The organism is Mesorhizobium sp. WSM4845, from assembly GCF_055811455.1.
Genome location: NZ_JBVVQA010000034.1, coordinates 1 through 16,982 on the forward strand (window position 1 = coordinate 1; position 16,982 = coordinate 16,982).

General features: G+C 61.5%; 18 protein-coding genes. 7 read left to right on the forward strand and 11 right to left on the reverse strand.

The genetic code is table 11. The annotated features are described in order from the left end of the window. Positions 1–110 precede the first annotated feature (110 nt). From AC0L2C_RS28425 to AC0L2C_RS28450, 6 genes are all read right to left on the reverse strand, one after another. On the reverse strand, positions 111–1,229 hold the full coding sequence (locus AC0L2C_RS28425; RefSeq protein ID WP_473524975.1) for an ABC transporter substrate-binding protein: 1,119 nt from the start codon (positions 1,227–1,229) through the stop codon (positions 111–113). Positions 1,230–1,274: 45 nt separating this feature from the next. Next, positions 1,275–2,327: an ABC transporter permease gene (locus AC0L2C_RS28430; RefSeq protein WP_128168922.1), complete on the reverse strand. Its 1,053-nt coding sequence runs from the start codon at positions 2,325–2,327 to the stop codon at positions 1,275–1,277. Positions 2,328–2,345: 18 nt separating this feature from the next. Beyond that, positions 2,346–3,842 (reverse strand): sugar ABC transporter ATP-binding protein, encoded by a 1,497-nt coding sequence (locus AC0L2C_RS28435; RefSeq protein WP_473524976.1) that lies wholly within the window; start codon positions 3,840–3,842, stop codon positions 2,346–2,348. 81 nt (positions 3,843–3,923) lie between these two features. Continuing rightward, positions 3,924–4,814 carry an NAD(P)-dependent oxidoreductase gene (locus tag AC0L2C_RS28440; RefSeq protein WP_473524977.1) on the reverse strand — a complete coding sequence of 297 codons (891 nt, stop codon included), beginning with the start codon at positions 4,812–4,814 and terminating at the stop codon, positions 3,924–3,926. Positions 4,815–4,817: 3 nt separating this feature from the next. Beyond that, positions 4,818–5,384, reverse strand: coding sequence for a gluconokinase (locus AC0L2C_RS28445; protein WP_473524978.1), 567 nt, complete (start codon positions 5,382–5,384; stop codon positions 4,818–4,820). Continuing rightward, the gene (locus tag AC0L2C_RS28450) at positions 5,353–6,117 is read right to left on the reverse strand and encodes an SDR family oxidoreductase (protein WP_473516580.1); all 765 of its coding nucleotides are present in this window, start codon (positions 6,115–6,117) and stop codon (positions 5,353–5,355) included. The genes AC0L2C_RS28445 and AC0L2C_RS28450 overlap by 32 nt, the downstream gene beginning before the upstream one ends. 125 nt (positions 6,118–6,242) lie before the next feature. Here AC0L2C_RS28450 and AC0L2C_RS28455 point away from each other — a divergent pair, with 125 nt between their 5' ends. Together AC0L2C_RS28455 and AC0L2C_RS28460 are read left to right on the forward strand one after the other, a co-directional pair. Continuing rightward, a complete protein-coding gene (locus tag AC0L2C_RS28455) occupies positions 6,243–7,184 on the forward strand; it encodes a 2-hydroxyacid dehydrogenase (RefSeq protein ID WP_473525003.1) in 942 nt (313 codons plus the stop codon). 11 nt (positions 7,185–7,195) lie between these two features. Then, positions 7,196–8,227 carry an L-idonate 5-dehydrogenase gene (locus AC0L2C_RS28460; RefSeq protein WP_128168927.1) on the forward strand — a complete coding sequence of 344 codons (1,032 nt, stop codon included), beginning with the start codon at positions 7,196–7,198 and terminating at the stop codon, positions 8,225–8,227. A 9-nt stretch (positions 8,228–8,236) separates the two neighbouring features. Here AC0L2C_RS28460 and AC0L2C_RS28465 read toward each other — a convergent pair whose 3' ends face one another. Both AC0L2C_RS28465 and AC0L2C_RS28470 read right to left on the reverse strand, forming a co-directional pair. Continuing rightward, complete coding sequence (locus AC0L2C_RS28465; protein ID WP_473524979.1) at positions 8,237–8,665, reverse strand: GlcG/HbpS family heme-binding protein; 429 nt, start codon at positions 8,663–8,665, stop codon at positions 8,237–8,239. Positions 8,666–8,697: 32 nt separating this feature from the next. After that, on the reverse strand, positions 8,698–9,741 hold the full coding sequence (locus tag AC0L2C_RS28470; protein WP_473525004.1) for a LacI family DNA-binding transcriptional regulator: 1,044 nt from the start codon (positions 9,739–9,741) through the stop codon (positions 8,698–8,700). Between the two features lie 229 nt (positions 9,742–9,970). On the opposite strand from AC0L2C_RS28470, the gene AC0L2C_RS28475 reads away from it, so the two are divergent. The 5 genes from AC0L2C_RS28475 (at position 9,971) to AC0L2C_RS28495 (ending at position 14,297) form a co-directional block, all read left to right on the forward strand. Next, a complete protein-coding gene (locus tag AC0L2C_RS28475; protein ID WP_473524980.1) occupies positions 9,971–10,897 on the forward strand; it encodes an SMP-30/gluconolactonase/LRE family protein in 927 nt (308 codons plus the stop codon). 450 nt (positions 10,898–11,347) lie between these two features. Next, positions 11,348–12,154 carry a transporter substrate-binding domain-containing protein gene (locus tag AC0L2C_RS28480; RefSeq protein WP_473491014.1) on the forward strand — a complete coding sequence of 269 codons (807 nt, stop codon included), beginning with the start codon at positions 11,348–11,350 and terminating at the stop codon, positions 12,152–12,154. Positions 12,155–12,224: 70 nt separating this feature from the next. Next, the gene (locus tag AC0L2C_RS28485; RefSeq protein WP_473524981.1) at positions 12,225–12,929 is read left to right on the forward strand and encodes an amino acid ABC transporter permease; all 705 of its coding nucleotides are present in this window, start codon (positions 12,225–12,227) and stop codon (positions 12,927–12,929) included. Further along, positions 12,926–13,585 (forward strand): amino acid ABC transporter permease, encoded by a 660-nt coding sequence (locus tag AC0L2C_RS28490; protein ID WP_473524982.1) that lies wholly within the window; start codon positions 12,926–12,928, stop codon positions 13,583–13,585. The genes AC0L2C_RS28485 and AC0L2C_RS28490 overlap by 4 nt, the downstream gene beginning before the upstream one ends. Then, entirely contained in the window at positions 13,566–14,297 is a 732-nt protein-coding gene (locus AC0L2C_RS28495) for an amino acid ABC transporter ATP-binding protein (RefSeq protein ID WP_473524983.1), read from the forward strand. The genes AC0L2C_RS28490 and AC0L2C_RS28495 overlap by 20 nt, the downstream gene beginning before the upstream one ends. Before the next feature lie 9 nt (positions 14,298–14,306). Here AC0L2C_RS28495 and AC0L2C_RS28500 read toward each other — a convergent pair whose 3' ends face one another. From AC0L2C_RS28500 to AC0L2C_RS28510, 3 genes are read right to left on the reverse strand one after another with little or no spacing between them, the layout of a single operon-like run. Continuing rightward, the gene (locus tag AC0L2C_RS28500) at positions 14,307–15,377 is read right to left on the reverse strand and encodes an adenylate/guanylate cyclase domain-containing protein (RefSeq protein WP_473524984.1); all 1,071 of its coding nucleotides are present in this window, start codon (positions 15,375–15,377) and stop codon (positions 14,307–14,309) included. A 3-nt stretch (positions 15,378–15,380) separates the two neighbouring features. Further along, positions 15,381–15,854, reverse strand: coding sequence for a Rab family GTPase (locus AC0L2C_RS28505; protein WP_031254524.1), 474 nt, complete (start codon positions 15,852–15,854; stop codon positions 15,381–15,383). A gap of 29 nt (positions 15,855–15,883) precedes the next feature. After that, positions 15,884–16,942, reverse strand: coding sequence for an OmpA family protein (locus AC0L2C_RS28510; protein ID WP_473524985.1), 1,059 nt, complete (start codon positions 16,940–16,942; stop codon positions 15,884–15,886). Positions 16,943–16,982: the final 40 nt, after the last annotated feature.

The following is a 16,982-nucleotide window of genomic DNA, read 5'->3' on the forward strand; positions in this document are numbered from 1 at the left end:
CCCCCCCCCCCCCCCCCCGGGGGGGGGGGGGGGGGGTTGGGGGGGGGGGGGGGGGGGGGGGGGGGGGCCCGCCCCCCCCCCCCCCCCCCCCCCCCCGCTACGGTCTGCGCCTACATCTTGCCCCACATTTTTTTGTAATCGTCGCGATAGCCATTGTCGGGGTCGAAGCTGTTCTTCGGCCCGCCGTCGAATTCGACGTTGTCCGCTGTCACGACGTGGAGCGGCGAAAGGTAGCCGGACCATTTTACACCGGCGATCGCGCGGTTCAGCTCGTCGACCAGTTGCCAGCCCTGCAGGTTGAGCGGTTCGGCCACCGTCACCTTCTGGAACTGGCCGGCGCGGATGCGTTGATAGGCCGATTCCGAGCCGTCGCCGGCGGCGACATTGATCGGCGCGTCGGTACCCGTCTTGCCTGCTGCCGCGAGCGAGGGACCCATGAAGTCGAAATAGAGATCGTTGATGGCCAGCGAATGCGTCCAGCTGTCGCCGTACTTCTGCAGCAGTGAGGTCGTCAGCTGCGGCATGCGCTGCGACGTTTCGGCGATAGGCGTATCGACATATTCGAGCACGGTTCCGCCGAGCTTCTCGATTTCTTCCTTCATCCGATCGGCCTTGGCGATGGCTATCGCATAGGTGGAATCGGTGAAGATCACGACTCCGGGTTTTCCTTTGGCGTCTGCGTAGGCCCAGTTCGCGGCCGCGGCTGAAACCTGCATGGCGTCGGTGGCGACATTGGCAAAGAGCCCGATCTTGTCGTCCGGGCCGATCGTCGGGCCGGCATGCCAGGCAACCATCGGAATGCCCGCGGCTTTGGCCTGCTCGATCGCCGGTGCCTGTTCGACCGCGTCGAAGCCGTTGATGATGATGCCGCTTGGCTGCAGCGCCATGGCCTGGCCGAAGGCGGCGGTGCGGCCTCCGATCGATCCGGCGCCGTCGATTACCTTGACCTCCCAGCCGATCGCCTCGGCCGCTTCCTCGACGCCGGTCGTCACCCCAAGGATGCCGCCATTTTTCAGGTCGCCGGCAAGGACGACGATTGTCTTGCCTTCCTGGGCCCTCGGACCGGAGGTCGGGCCATCCCAGGCCGTAACTTTCTGGGCATATTTTTCGACGATCGCCATGGCGTCGGCCATCGCATCGGCCCGCGCCTGGTCGGCAAACATTGCCGGGGCCACGATGGCGGCCGACAGCATTGCCACCGATGATTTCAAGAAGTTCCTGCGCTGCATAACCTACCTCCCTGCTTTTGAGATCCTGATCGACCGTCCGGACTATTAGCTTCCGGACGGATTTGGCTTCCGCGGCAGTTTTGCCGCGGCGCCCCGTTTGCGCTGCGCGTATCCGGCAATCCCGATCGCGACGAGAAGCGTCACGCCGTTGAATAGAGGCTCAACGAAGAAGGAGCCGCCGAATTGCTGGATTCCGGAAATTCCGACGGCAAGGATGGCGACGCCAATCATCGTGCCCCAGACATTGACCCGGCCGGGTTTGATGGTGGTTGAGCCGAGGAACGCACCGACAAGCGCCGGCAGCAGATATTCAAGGCCGACGCTCGCCTGGCCGATGCGCAGCTTGGAAGCGAGCAGAACGCCCGTCAGTGCGGTGAGAAACCCCGATGAGACGAAAGCCCCGATGACGAAGCGCCGGACGGGAATGCCGTTGAGGGCAGCCGCCTTGGGATTGGCGCCGATCGCATAGACGTAGCGGCCGATCGGCAAATATTCCAGCACGATCCACAACGTGACGGCGATCGCCAGCACATAGAAGCCGGTGATCGGCAGGCCGAACAGCATGGTGCCGTTGAGCGCATAGAACCCGTCGGGCAGGACACCGACCACCTGCCGCCCGCCGGTGTGCCAAAGGGCAAGCGCATAGAGCACGGTTCCCGTGCCGAGCGTGGCGATGAAGGAATCGATCCGGGCGACTTCCACGAGGAGCCCGTTCAGGAAGCCCGTACCGGCGCCGAGAAACAGGACGATCATCACGGCGAGAGGCCAGGGGATGCCCAGCATGGTCTGCAAGCTGATAGCGAGGATGTGCCACAATACTATTCCGTAGCCGACGGTCAGGTCGATGCGGCCCGAAGCCATCGGGATCATGGCGGCCAGCGACAGCAGTGCGATGATCGCCTTGTCGGAAACGATCGAGCGCAAATTGAGCAGTGTCGGGAACGTTTTCGGCAGCAGGATTGAGAACAGCACGATCAGCATGAGTGTGAGGATGACGAGCCCGTAGACCGGGACGAGCCTGATGAGCTTCTGCCGCGCCGGCAGGCCGGTCATTTCGCCCCGTGTCGGCTCGAGAGCGGTGGATTCGATGGATTGCATGGTCTTGCTCCGGGTCGGTCAGGCGGCTTCGGATGCCGATGCGGTGGTGATCACGGCGGATGTCGTGAGTTCATCGCCGGCGAGTTCGCGAACGATCTGCCCGCGGGAAAAGACCAGCGCCCTGTGGCAGATATGGGCGATCTCCTCGAAGTCGGTCGAAACAACGACGACGCCCAATCCGGCTTCGAGCGCCCGCCCGATCAGCCGGTAAATCTCGGCCTTCGCGCCGACATCGACGCCGGCGGTCGGGTCTTCGGCAATGAGCAGCTTGCGGCCGGTATGAAGCCAACGGCCGACGACGACCTTCTGCTGGTTGCCGCCGGACAGCGCCTCGATCGGCAGGTCCGGATCGTTGGGCCTGAGGCCGACCGTGTCGCCGATCGCCCGAGCAAGTGCCGCCTCCTTGTGGCCAGCGAGAAAGGAAAACAGGCTGCGCCTGGCCGCGCCCGGATTGATAAAAATGTTTTCGCGGATTGAGAGTGCAGCCGCGATCGACTCCTCGGTGCGATCGCGGGCGATGAGACCGACTCCGGCTTGCATCGCCGCAATGGGACTGGAGAGATCAGGCGTTTTGCCGTCGATGGAAATCTCGCCCGCAAAAGTTGTGCAGCCGAAGAGCGTCCGCCCGATGAGTTCCTGCCCCGCGCCGCGCAGCCCGACAAGGCCGAGCATTTCACCCCGGCGAACGTCGAAGGAAACCGGCCCGGCTCCCGCGCAAACCAGGTCGCGCACCGCGCAGATCGTCGCGCCCGCCTTGGTAGCCGCCTTGGCAAAGACCTGGCTCGCCGGTCGCCCAACGATCATTTCCACCAGTTCATCCGGCTTTGTGTCCGCTACCTTGTTCTGGCCGACCAGCTTCCCGTCCCGCAGCACGGCTACCTTGTCGGCGATGCGGAAAATCTCGTCGAGCCGGTGCGAAACATAGATCATGCCGACGCCGCGCTGCTTCAGCGGACGAAGCGCGTTGAACAATCGGTCGACCTCGTCGGCGGGAAGGCTCGCCGTCGGCTCGTCGAGCACGAGCACATCGGCTTCGGTTGCCAGCGCTCGGGCGATCGCGACGAGCGACTTTTCCGTCCGGGTGAGATCCTGGACCCGGGTCGTCGGATCGAAATCGCAACCAACGAGGCTGAGCGCGGCCTGAGCCCGCTCTTCCGTCGCGCGCCAGTCGATAAGGCCCGAGCGGAGCGAAAACCCCTGAGCCAGCCCGACATTCTCGCCGACAGACATCCATTCGATCAGCCCGAGATCCTGGTGGATGAAGGCAACCTGCTGGCGCTGGTTGGGACGCGGAGGCCGATGCTGATAGGGCTCGCCGCGAAACAGAATGCGTCCGCCATCCGGCCGGTGGATGCCGGCGAGCGTCTTGATGAGCGTCGATTTGCCGGCGCCGTTCTCTCCCAGCAGGGCGAGAATTTCGCCTTCATGCAGGTCGAGCGATACGTCGGAAAGCGCGCGCGTGCCGCCGAACTCCTTGGTAATCGACTGAAACTCGACCAGCTTGTTCCCGAACACGCACGCTCCTCCCAAAGCCAATAAGGATATGTTATCGATAACATATCAGGATAGTCAAGCGCCGCCCGCGTAAATCATGCGTCAGTCCTGGCGCATGCCATCGAGCAGGCGCATCATTTCGGCGGAATCGCGGGCTCCGAGACCGGCCGCGCAAAGCAGGCGATGGATTTCGACGACCTGCCCAGTCATCGGCAGCGGTGTTTTCGTCTTCATTGCGAACGCCTGGAGGGAATCGAGATCCTTCAGCATGTTGTCGATCCGGCCAGTCGGCGAGAAATCGCGCGCGGCGAATTTCTTCATGAACTCCTGCATGATGTTGGAATCGGCGCGACCGCCGGCGAGCGCGGCGGGAATTAGTGCTGCATCGACGCCTCCGGCTTCGGCTAGTTTCACCGCTTCCGCGACCGCCTGGAACAGCACGGCGCAAAAGAGCTGGTTGATCAGCTTGGTCGTCTGGCCGGCGCCGCTCGGGCCCATCAGCGTGTAGTTTGCGCAAAGATGCTGCATGACCGTTCGGGCGCGCTCGAAATCGGCCTTGTCGCCGCCGGCCATAACCGTCAGGCGGCCTGCAAGCGCGCCGGGTGCGCCGCCCGAAAGCGGACAGTCCACCCATTTCATGCCGGTCTCGTCGGCAAGTTTTTTCGACATCTGCGCGGTATCGACCGGATCGATGGAAGACATGTCGATGAGGATCTTTCCGGGTCCGGCTGCTTCAGCGACGCCCTCGGCGCCGAAGACCGCGGCACGCACTATGTTGGCGTGGTTGAGGCTGAGGATGACGAAATCGCTTGCCTGCGTCGCGGCGGCAGCGGAGGCGGCGGATGCTGCGCCTTTACCGGCAAGAGCGGATAGCTTGGCGCTGTCGAGATCGAACACCGTCACCGCCTGCCCCTCCTCGAGAAGCCGGGACGCGATCGCCGAGCCCATGATGCCGGCGCCGATGACGGCGATTTTTGCTGGGGCTTGCGACATATCTCACGTTCCCTTCGTTTGCTGAACCTGCACCCCGATCCCCATCTCCGCCAGCAGTGCACAAGCGGCGTCTATGATCGCGTCCACCGTCGCGGCGATGTTGACCGTGACCACGCCCTGCTCGGCCGTGGGATCTTCCAGCGTCGCGAATTGGCTGTCCAGGAGCGAGGGTGGCATGAAGTGGCCGCGCCGCTCGCCGATCCGCTGCCGCAGCAATTGGTGCGATCCTTCCAGGAACACGAAAACCAGATCGCCTCCGGCCGCCTGACGAAGGCGATCCCGATAAGCTTTCTTGAGTGCCGAGCAGGTGACGACAAGGCCATCGCCTTGTGCCGTACGCAGCGCCCGGCCGACAAGGTCCAGCCAAGGCCAGCGATCGGCGTCGTCAAGCGGAACGCCGGCCGACATCTTCTCGACGTTCTGGAAGGGATGCAGCGCGTCGCCCTCGACAAATCCGATGCCCAGGCGCGCGGCGATGCCCTCGCCAATGCTGGTTTTGCCGCAGCCGCTGACGCCCATCACCACGATGAGGGCCGGCTCAGAGGCAGGTCGTGATGCCGCCATCGACATAAAGCGTATGACCGTTGACGAATGACGAAGCCGGGCCGGCGAGGAAGACCGCCGCGCCAACCAGTTCGTCGACATTGCCCCACCGCCCCGCCGGAGTGCGGTTGGCCAACCAGGCCGAGAACTCCGGATTTTCGACCAGCGCCTGATTGAGCGGGGTCTTGAAATAGCCGGGTGCGATCGCGTTGACCTGCAGGCCATGTTTGGCCCAGTCCGCGCACATGCCGCGCGTCAGATTGCGCACGGCGCCCTTGGTGGCGGTGTACGGCGCGATGTTGGTCCGGGCCAATTCGCTCTGCACAGAGGCGATGTTGATGATCTTGCCTTTCTGGCGTGGGATCATGTACCGGGCCACCGCCTGACCGACATAAAAGACGCTCGAAATGTTGGTGCGCAGGAGTTCATCCCACTTGTCGGCCGGAAAATCCTCGAGCGGCGCGCGATACTGCATGCCAGCATTGTTCACGAGAATATCGATCGGCCCAAGATTGGCTTCGATGTCGGCGGCGCCCTTTGCGGCAGCCTCTGCTGAGGTGACGTCGAACACCGCGCCATCGGCTTTGAAGCCCTTTGCGGCGAGCATTCGAGCCGCCTCCGCGACTTTGTCGGCGTTGCGGCCGTTGACTACGATCGTCGCGCCATGACGCGCCAGACCCTCGGCCAGCGCCAGGCCGATGCCTTGGCTCGATCCGGTAACCAGGGCTCGAAGCCCAGTCAAATCGAAGAGCGAACTCACTCCAACCTCCCTGCAAGGCAAAACGATTCCAGGCGATCCGATTTTCTTGCTCCGCCTTTCTACCCTATTGACATGGATGTTATCGATAACATAGTCAATAGAAAAGGTGAAAATTCGGAGGAGACCTGCCGGTGACCGACATCCTGATGATAGGCCCTTACCCCGCCTGGGACATGGAAGACCTGGAAGCAAAATACCGGATGCATAAGCTCTGGGAGGCGACGGACACGGACACGCTGCTCGCCGGAAAGGCCGACGCCATCCGCGCCATCGCAACCCGCGGCGAACTGGGCGCGAGCGCCGCGCTCATGGCAAGGCTGCCTAAGCTGGAGATCGTCTCCTGCTACGGAGTGGGCACCGACGCGATAGACCTCGGCCACGCCAGGGCGAACGGGATCCGGGTCACCAACACGCCGGATGTGCTTACCGAAGACGTCGCCGACATCGGCATCGGTCTTCTGCTATCGGTGGCGCGCAATATCCCTCAGGCGGATGCCTATGTGCGGAACGGAAGCTGGACCAAGGGCAATATGCAACTCGTTACCCGCGTCTGCGGCAAAAAGCTCGGCATTGTTGGCATGGGCCGGGTCGGCGCCGCGGTGGCAAAGCGCGCGGCCGCCTTCGATTGTGCCATCTCGTACTACGACATCAACAGGCGCGGCGACCTGCCTTACGCCTATGTCGGCGACCTCGTGGATTTGGCGCGCGACAGCGAATTTTTGATCGTAACACTCGCCGGAGGCGAAAGCACAAAAAACATCATCAACGCCTCCGTCCTTGAAGCGCTCGGTCCTGACGGCATTCTCGTCAACATCTCGCGCGGCAGCACGGTCGACGAAACGGCGCTGCTCGCAGCCCTGGAATCGAAAACGATCAAGGGAGCGGGGCTTGACGTCTTCTGGAACGAGCCGGCGATCGACGAGCGTTTCCTGAAGCTCGGCAATGTCGTGCTGCAGCCGCACCACGCCAGCGGCACGGTCGAAACACGAAAGGCGATGGGCAAGCTCGTGCGCGACAATCTCGCCGCCCATTTCAGCGGGCAGGCCCTGCTGACGCCGGTCGTTTAGGAGGCGCGTCCATGAAGTCGCTCGTCATTCATGCCGCAAGGGATCTGCGGATCGAAGAAACCGACCCCGGCGCGCTCGAACCCGGACAGGTCGACATCGCCATTGAGGCCGGCGGCATCTGCGGCTCCGACCTGCATTACTACAACCACGGCGGCTTCGGCGCGATCCGGCTGCGCGAACCGATGATCCTGGGCCACGAAGTCGCTGGCACGATCAGGGCGGTCGGGGAGGGGGTTTCCTGCCTCGAAACAGGCGATCGGGTTGCGGTCTCGCCGAGCCGGCCGTGCAATGCCTGCCGCTATTGCCTTAAGGGCCAGCAGAACCAGTGCCTCAACATGCGCTTTTACGGCAGCGCCATGCCTATGCCGCATATCCAGGGAGCATTCCGCCAACGGCTGGTCGCCGACGCCACGCAGTGCCACCGGATAGCAGACCACGTCTCGATCAACGAGGCGGCCTTCGCCGAGCCGTTCGCGGTTACCCTGCACGCCGTCAACCGGGCGGGTTCGCTGTTGGGCAAGCGGGTTCTCGTCACGGGCTGCGGGCCGATCGGGGCGCTTTGCATCATCGCCGCCCGCGCGCACGGGGCACGGGAAATCGTCGCAACCGATGTGATGGCCGGCGTTTTGAAAACAGCCACGGAAATCGGCGCCGATCGCACGATCAACGTCGCGACCGACGCCGACAAGCTGGCGGCCTACAACGCCGACAAGGGATATTTCGACGTGATGTTTGAGGCGTCGGGCAATGAGCGCGCTGTTCGCGCCGGTCTTGAGGTTCTAAGGCCGCGCGGCGTGCTGATGCAGCTCGGGCTCGGCGGCGACCTGGCGATCCCGCAAAATCTCGTCGTCGCGAAGGAAATCGAGATGCGCGGCACGTTCCGCTTCCACGACGAGTTCGCGCTCGCCGTCGACCTGATCAACCGCCGCCGGGTGGATGTGAAACCGCTGCTTACAAGGATCTATCCGCTCAAGGAAGCCGTCGCAGCCTTCGAGATCGCCGGCGACCGCAACAAGTCGATGAAGGTCCAGATCGCCTTCTGAAGGGCCGCGCTACCGGAGCGAGCCGCTCACAGCATAGCGGCGCCGATCGCTGCCAGGGCGGCGCGCGACGTCGCTGTCCTGCTTGCCGCTTGCCGATCCAACGCCAATCGCGCCCGCAAGCCTGCTGTCGAAGCGGATGGGCAATCCGCTGGGAAGACAGCTCACGCCGCCCTGCGATGCGACTGCCGCCGCTGCCTCGAATGGTATTGCGCCTGTCGCGGCGTTGATGGCTGCCGCCGTGCGCGCCTTTGCCCGCGCGGTATGCATGCTCAAATACCTGGCGCCGTCCATGCGCAGGCTGGCGATCGTCTCGCCGCTGGCGTCGACCACGACGAAGCATTGCGGGACACCCATTGCGCTTGCTCGCGTCATGCCTGCGCTCAGCGCCTTCATTGCGCCGTCATGGCTCAGACTTACGGTTTCGCGGAACATCGCCATGGTGCGGCCTCTATCGCCGGAATGGTTGAGTGTTAGGCGCTTTCCCGCTCCACCACCTTGTAGCTGGTCAAGATAATTTCCTGGGACAAGCCGTTGTCCTCGCCCTTGATCGACTTGATCAGCTTGCGTGCGGCCTGTTTGCCGATGCCGTAGCAGTCCACGTTCACCGTCGTGAGTGTCGGATGGCAGTAAGCTGCAATCTCGAAATCGCCGAAGCCGGCGATCGCGATGTCCTGCGGAACCCGGATGCCCCGGCGCTTGCACTCCATCACCGCACCAAACGCCGACAAATCCGAGACGCACAGCGCGACCTCGGTATCCGGCCAGCGCTCCAGCATGCCGACGACCGCCTGTCCGCCCTGCTCGATCGAAATTGGAGGCACACCGAATGAAACCAGGCGGCCGGGCGGCAGGCCGAGTTCCTCGATCGCCTTGATGAAGCCGGCCCGCCGCTGGCTGCCGCGCGTATCCCGTGACGTCGTACCGCCGATATAGCCGAATTTCCGGTAGCCTTTTTTCGCCAATGTCCTGACGAGCAGCGCCATCGCCTCCTCGTTTGAGAAGCCGACGACCTGATCGATCGGCTTCGGCGGCAATTCCCACGTTTCAACCACCGGAATGCCCGCGCTTTCCAACATGCGCCGCGTCAGATCGGTATGTGTGCCGCCGGTCAGGATAATGCCCTCCGGACGGCGGCGAAGCATCGCCTCGATCAGCCTTTCTTCCTTTTCCGCCGTGTAGTCGGTGTAGCCGAGCAGAAGCTGAAGACCCGTATTCTCCAGTTCGTCGGTGATGCCGCGGGCGGTGTCGGCAAAATTCGAATTGTTGATCGAGGGAATGATCGCGGCCACAAACCCGGTCTTGCGTGATGACAGGCTTCCGGCGGACTGGTCGAGCACATAACCAAGCTCGTTTACCGCCGCCAGGATCCGTTCACGCGTTGCATCCGAGACGCGGCCGTCCTTCTTGAGTGCTCGCGAAACCGTCATCGCCGAGACGCCGGCCCGGCGGGCCACGTCAAGCATCGTCGGCACCTGGTTCTCGGGAGATTTGGCGTTCAGTTCCTTGGGCATCATGACGTTCCGCAAGCCGGTTGCGGGACGCACACTAACGAGCGAGCGTGCCATGGATTCATCGCGCGCTTGTCCTCATGCATGCCCCCTTGGAAATCAAACTACGACATGTATGTTATCGCTATCATGACGCGCTGGCAACAGCCGTCGCGCCGCGCATGCCGCCGCACGAGATCGATGCACGCCGGTCAAGTACCCGTTGCCGCGCGAATAACCAGGAGAACTCAACCCAGTGTTTGGAGAAATTGAGGATACAGATTTCGAAATGCTCGATCCGCGATTTGCCGCCTGCTTCGTCGGGCACGCACGCGTCGAGCGGCTTTGGTCGGGCGGGCGCTGGCTGGAGGGCCCTGCATGGTTCGGGCCGGGCCGCTATCTCATCTGGTCCGACATTCCGAACAACCGGATGATGCGCTGGGATGAGACCGACGGCTCGGTCTCGGTGTTCCGCCAGCCTTGCAATAACGGCAACGGAAACACGGTCGACAATCAGGGGCGGCTTGTCACCTGCGAGCACCTGACGCGACGGGTGACAAGGACGGAGTTCGACGGCGCGATCACGATCGTTGCCGACCGGTTCGAAGGCAGGCGCTTCAACTCGCCGAACGACGTCGTGGTTGCGTCGGACGGCGCGATCTGGTTCACGGATCCGCCCTACGGCATCATGCACGACTATGAGGGCGATTACGGCGAGGAAGAGATCGGCGGCTGCCATGTCTACCGGGTCGATGCGGCGACGGGCGCCGTCACTCGAGTCGCCGACGACTTCGTCAAGCCCAACGGCCTTGCGTTTTCCCCCGACGAAAAACTGCTCTATGTCGCCGACACGGGCGCTACGCACCTGGAGCGCGGACCCCGTCACATCCGGAAGTTCCGCGTCGGCGTCGAAGGAAGGCTGAGCGGCGGCGACGTCTTTGCCGAATGCGCCAGCGGATTTTTCGACGGCTTCCGGATCGACACGAAAGGCCGCGTCTGGACCAGCGCCGGTGATGGGGTTCACTGCTTCGATCCGGACGGAACGCTAATCGGCAAGATCCGTATTCCCGAGACCGTCGCGAACGTCACTTTCGGCGGAACTCGCCGCAATCGACTCTTCATCTGCGCGACGACTTCGCTTTATGCCGTCTATCTTACGGCCAACGGATCCAAGCTGGGCTGACAGTGCAGCAGAACGGTCAGCCATTTCGGGCGTCTGCGACTGCTCGACAATGTTACAACTCGAGCATCGAGGAGAGCCAAGATCGGGGAGTCGCCGAAGCGAATGTCCTTAGACGCGCAACCAAGCCGCGAATCTCCTGTATTTCACGCATTTGGGGCTAACAATCCATGAAACACGCGCTGGGCACTTGACATTATGTTATCGATAACATCAATATAGGGCGGTTGGAGGAGAAATGAGATCGGCACGCTCGCAAATGCGGGGCTAAGGCCCGCGGAGACCGCCCTGTGCAGTCGCCAAGGGCAGTGTGCAGATCCAATTTTCCAACATCGAAGCTCTAGGAGCAGACACAGCCATCTGTCCGATCGTGTCAATGCCGGTGGATGCACGGACATATTTGATAGGCGCCTCGCAGTCGGCGCCTCGGGATCTTTCACGGAGGAGAACACCATGAAACCACTTGTCAAAATCCGCGCAATATTCGCCGCGATCAGCCTTGCCGTCCCAATGCTAGCGATGGCCAACGCGCCCGCCAGCGCCATCACTCTGGAAGAGATTACGTCACGCGGCAGCGTCCGAATCGGCGTCGTGACCGGCGCGCCTCCGATGGGCATGGTCGATGAAAGCGGCAATCCGACGGGCTACGACGTGGACGTCGCCAACCTCATTGCCGGTTATCTTGGAGTGAAGGCGGAACTCGTTCCGCTGACGCCGCCGTCGCGAATCCCAGCCCTGCAAACCGGCAAGGTCGATTTCCTGGTGGCCACACTGGCGCCTACCGGAGAACGGGCCAAGACCGTCATGTTCACCCAGCCCTACAGTGCCTTCAACATGGTGATCGTCTCTGGCCCAGATCAGAAATTCGCCCAGCTATCAGAGCTCGAAGGCAAACGCGTTGGCGTCAATCGGGGCTCGTCGCAGGAAGCCGCATTGCGGCGGGTCGCCGTGCCGGGGCTCGAGATCGTCGTGTTCGAGGACGATTCGACAACCGCTCAGGCGCTCTTTGCCGGCCAGGTCGATGCGACCGCGCTCCCCTCGACGGTTGCCAACGCCATCATTCAGCAGAGGCCGGACGCCGGTCTGCAGGTCGGCTTCACCTTTTTCCGGCAAGGCAACTCCATGGCCACCACGCTCCAGGATTTCGAGGTGCACCAGTGGCTCAACACCGCGATCTATCTGATGAAGAATTCCGGCGAACTTGACGCCATCGCGACGAAGTGGACGGGCACCGCGATGCCGCAACTGCCTTTGTTCTGATCTCACGAAAGGTTGCCGGACTATCTGCGTCCGGCAAATTCGTTGGTGACGTTCCGATCGAGGACCAAGAATGTCTTACACATTCCAGTTCGGCGCTATCGCGCAATACACCGACGAGATTGTCGCCGGGATATGGCTGACGATCATGTTGTCCGCCGCCTCCATCGTGATGGGAAGTTCGTTCGGCATCGTTCTCGCGTCGCTGCGTTCGATGCACGGCCGGGCAGTGCGGCTCATGGTCGATGCGTATGTCGAGATCATCCGCAACACGCCATTCCTGATTCAGCTTTTCATCATCTATTTCGGGCTACCCGGCGTTGGTCTGCGGGTTAGTGCAACGACGGCGGCGCTGATCGGCATGACGATAAACCTCGCCGCCTATTCGACCGAAATTATCCGAGCCGGCATAGAAGCCGTCCACAAGTCGCAGATCGAGGCGGGCGAAGCGCTCGGGTTCACGTCCTTTCAAATCTATCGCCATGTCATCATCATGCCGGCAATCGCCAAGGTCTATCCGGCGCTGTGCAGCCAATTCGTCCTGATGATGCTTGCTTCAAGCATCTGCTCGGCGATTTCGACCAAGGAACTCGCCGCTTCCGCAGCCTTTGTCGAATCGCAGAGTTTTCGTTCTTTCGAAGTCTATATCGTCGTGACGCTGATCTATCTGGCTCTCGCCCTGGCGTTGCGCGCGATACTGGCGCTCGTCGGCTGGGGCCTGTTCGGGCGCCGTGTGGCGCGCACGACGACGACCTCCCTTGCGGAGGTGCAGGCATGACGCTCCGGACTTTCGGCTTCAGCGAATTCGGTTTCCTTGTCTCGGCGCTGCAGTGGACGATCCTTTTGACCGTCATTGCGCTTTCCGGTGGAGGCTTTATCGGCTTCATCATTGCACTCGCGCGGACCTCGACACGCAAGGCCGTGCGGGTTGCCGCCGCCACCTACATCCAGGTCATCCAGGGCATTCCCGTGCTGATGATCCTGTTTCTTTCGTATTACGGCCTCAGCCTCGCCGGCTTTCAAATGCCGCCCCTGGTCGCAGCCGGCGTTTCGATGACGATCTATGCCTCGGGCTACCTTGCGGAGATCTGGCGCGGCTCCATTCAGGCCGTGGCCAAGCAGCAATGGGAGGCGTCGGAATCCTTGGCGATGACGCGAGCCCAGCAGTACCGCTACGTCATCCTGCCCCAGGCCCTACGCATCGCGCTCCCTTCCACCGTCGGCTTTGCCGTGCAGGTGGTCAAGAACACGTCGATCACCTCGATCATCGGCTTCGTTGAACTCGCCCGCGCCGGGCAACTCATCAACAACGCGACGTTCCAGCCGTTCCGCGTTTTTCTCGCAGTCGCGGCTCTCTACTTTGTCGTCTGCTATCCATTGTCCCAGCTGTCGCGTCTGCTGGAAAGGAGGCTCCATGCCGGAAGTGCTTATTGATAATGTCCACAAGAGCTTCGGAGCTGTCGAAGTCCTCAAGGGCGTCTCGCTGTCCGTCAATCGGGGCGATGTGTTTGCGTTGATCGGCCGCTCCGGTTCCGGAAAAAGCACGCTTCTGCGCTGCATCAACGGACTGGAAAAGATCAATTCCGGCCGCATCGACGTTGCCGGCCACGCCGTTGGCCGAGACCCGAAAGAGTTGCGCAAGCTGCGCACCGATGTCGGCATCGTCTTCCAAAGCTACAATCTCTTTCCGCACCTGACGGTGGCCGAAAACATCATGCTGGCGCCGCGGATCGTCAAATTGGTGTCGAAAGCTGAAGCCAAAACCACTGCGGAGGAAGTTCTCGGCATGGTTGGCCTGTCGGAGAAGTTCGACGCTTATCCCGACCAGCTTTCCGGCGGCCAGCAGCAACGCGTGGCGATCGCCCGCTCGCTCGCCATGCGTCCCAAGGTGATGCTGTTCGACGAGGTGACGTCGGCGCTCGATCCGGAACTGACCGAGGAGGTGCTGAACGTGCTGGAAACGCTCGCCCGTAACGGAATGACCATGCTGCTCGTCACCCACGAGATGGGTTTTGCCCGCCGGGTGGCGACCACAACGATTTTCATGCATCACGGAAAGATCTGGGAAGAGGGGCCTTCGGTTGAACTCTTCGGCAGGCCGAAGACCCCGGAACTGCAGCAGTTTATTAAATCGGACGTGAAGTAGCCCGGCAAATCAGGCCGGGAGCCGCCACATTCGCACACGACCTGTACCACGCAATTCCGTTTCCGCGAGTGGTTCGCAAGCAAAATTTGGTCCAAGCAGTTTGTGAGTTGCATCCGAAACGCGGATTTCATCGGGCTCCGCTGACGTTTGAATACGTGCGGCGAGATTGACGGTCTCGCCCCACAGGTCATAGGCAAACCGCCTTTTGCCTATGACGCCCGCGACGATTGGTCCTGAGTGAATTCCAATTCTGAGGCTTATCGGTTCTCCTGCGAAGCGTTCGTGCTTAACCGCCTTCCGCAGTTCAAGTGCATAGTGCGCAAGAGCTTCTGCATGATCGGATCGCGCGACGGGCAGGCCAGCGACCACCATCACACAATCGCCGATTGTCTTGATCTTTTCGCAGCCGTCTCGTTCCGAGAGCAGATCCGCTGCCTTGAAGAAGTAGTTCAAAATAGCCAGCGTTACCTCGGCTCCGACGTTCCGCGCTCTTTCCGTAAATCCGACGATGTCGGCAAAAAGCACACTCACGTCAGCATGGTTGTCTGCAATTTGCTCGTCGGCCTTTAACCGCTCCGCGATCGACGCCGGAAGAATGTTGAGGAGCAGGCTTTCGGCGCGCTGGTATTCACGCGACAATCCCTCCTGGCTCTGCCGCAACGCCTCGTTCGTAAACTGTAATTTTTCGTTGAGTTGACGCTCCCTCTCTTGCAGGAGTGTCATTTCATAAGCCTTCTGTTGAAGCCGCTGCCTGTTGTCGCGTTCGGCAGTGGCGTCAAGAAAGAGCAGCCATACGCAGGCATTGCCAGCAAAAAGATGAAGGTCCGCGACACGCCCGCTGGGCAGTTCGACCATGGCCATATGATATGGAAGCTCCGGGCAAGGCAGCAAACCTTCCATGAACGCAAGCTGCTCGGCAACGGGCTTGCCAATGCAAAGTGATGATAGGCCGTAATGTTCAACACTGCCGCCCTTCTCAGCGATGCAAAGCTGGGCATCAATTTTCAGATATGCGACAGAGTGCTCGTTGGAGAAGAAATCGTAAATCCAGCTTCTGACTTCTCTTGGCAATCCACGCATGGTCTATTCGGTGACCATCGAAGCAAGCTGGCGGAACGCATCATCAACATATTCACCCGAAAGCGCACTTGTCAGATAGATTTGCCATCCAAGTTGCCTCAGTTCGTTGATCTCACTATCCGATATTGCCCACCGATCGGCCAGATCGGATTTGTTGAACAGCAATACGAACGGCATGGCGCCGAATTCGGCCTCGGCCCGCTCGCGCAGCGTGAGCGCCACTGCTAGGGTAGCGGCGCGGGTTCCATCGACGACAAGCACGAGCCCGCTCGCGCCCCGCACATAGCTGACGCGGAACGACCCGATATCGTCTTCGCCGGCCAGATCCCACAAAATCAGATCCACGGTTTTATCCGGCAGTACAACACTCTTCTTGTCGATTTTCACTCCCACCGTGGTCAAGTAGGTTTCTGAAAAGATGCTTTGCACAAACCTGCGAACCAGACTCGTCTTTCCGACAGCGAACCCGCCCAACATGCAGATCTTTTTTTGCAATAACCTGGGCCCTAGTGGAAGTTTACCGTAACCGAAACTCTGCGATTGGCGGAGCTCCCGGTTCGGCTATTCTCAGTCTCCGCCGGCTCAAAAGTGCCCGCGCCGCGAACCAAAAGCGATTCCGGAGCGACGCCGCGCTTCTTGAGAAGCGCACGAACTGTCTCGGCGCGGGCGGCGCTGATCGACGCGTTGGCCGTCTCACGGCCCACGGTGTCCGAATGGCCGGTCAACATGAACTGTGCTGTTACGCCTGCCTTGCGGGCGTCCTTGGCCAATTCTTTCAATTGATTCGCCAATTGGTCGAGAACTGGCAGTTGCTCTGGTCCCGGTACAGCCTTGCCAGAATCGAAGAAAATGTCGACCGCTTGAATAGCCTCCCTCAAATGCGTGAGTTCCTGAGGGGTCACCTCGCGCAGCTCGGAAATTTCTAGAGAGAGTCCGTCCGCGGCCAGTTGTTGGGCGGCGACCCGCGCCCGATCTATCCAGGCGGCAGGAGCCTCGCCCACGACAACGATGCGATCCTTGATGATCGAAAATCGTACTGAATCCGGCGGGACCAGCGACGCCATCAGCCGCTTCACCACGAACTTCGGATCAAGGCTCTGATAGAATTGCCACTGCGAATGAACGCGAGCCGGATCAACGTCCGTTCCGGACAGCAGAGCCTGCGGGTCGGCGGCCTGCGGATCTCTCAGGCCGGAAATGTAGAAATGTCCGCCACTCGCCCTTTGTTGGGCGACGATGATTCCCGGTTGGGCCTCAAGACGCGACACATAAGTCTGCCAGTGCTCCGCCGCGCGTGCTTCGGGGCTCACATCGCGAACCTTGGAGAAGTCGAATACCGGTCCGCCTGCCTCAAGCTGTCGGGCCGCTACGCGTGCCCGATCTATCCAGGTGTCGGGAGCCTCACCCTCGGCAACGATGCGATCCTCGACGATCGAAAGCCGAACCGATTTCGGCGGGGTCAGCGACGCGGTTAGCCGCTTCAGCACGAACTCCGGATCAAGGCTCTGATAGAATTGCCACTGCGAACGAACGCGGGCGGGATCGACCTGCGTTCCGGACAGCAAAGCCTGCGGGTCGGCGGCAAGCGGGTCTCTCAGGCCGGCA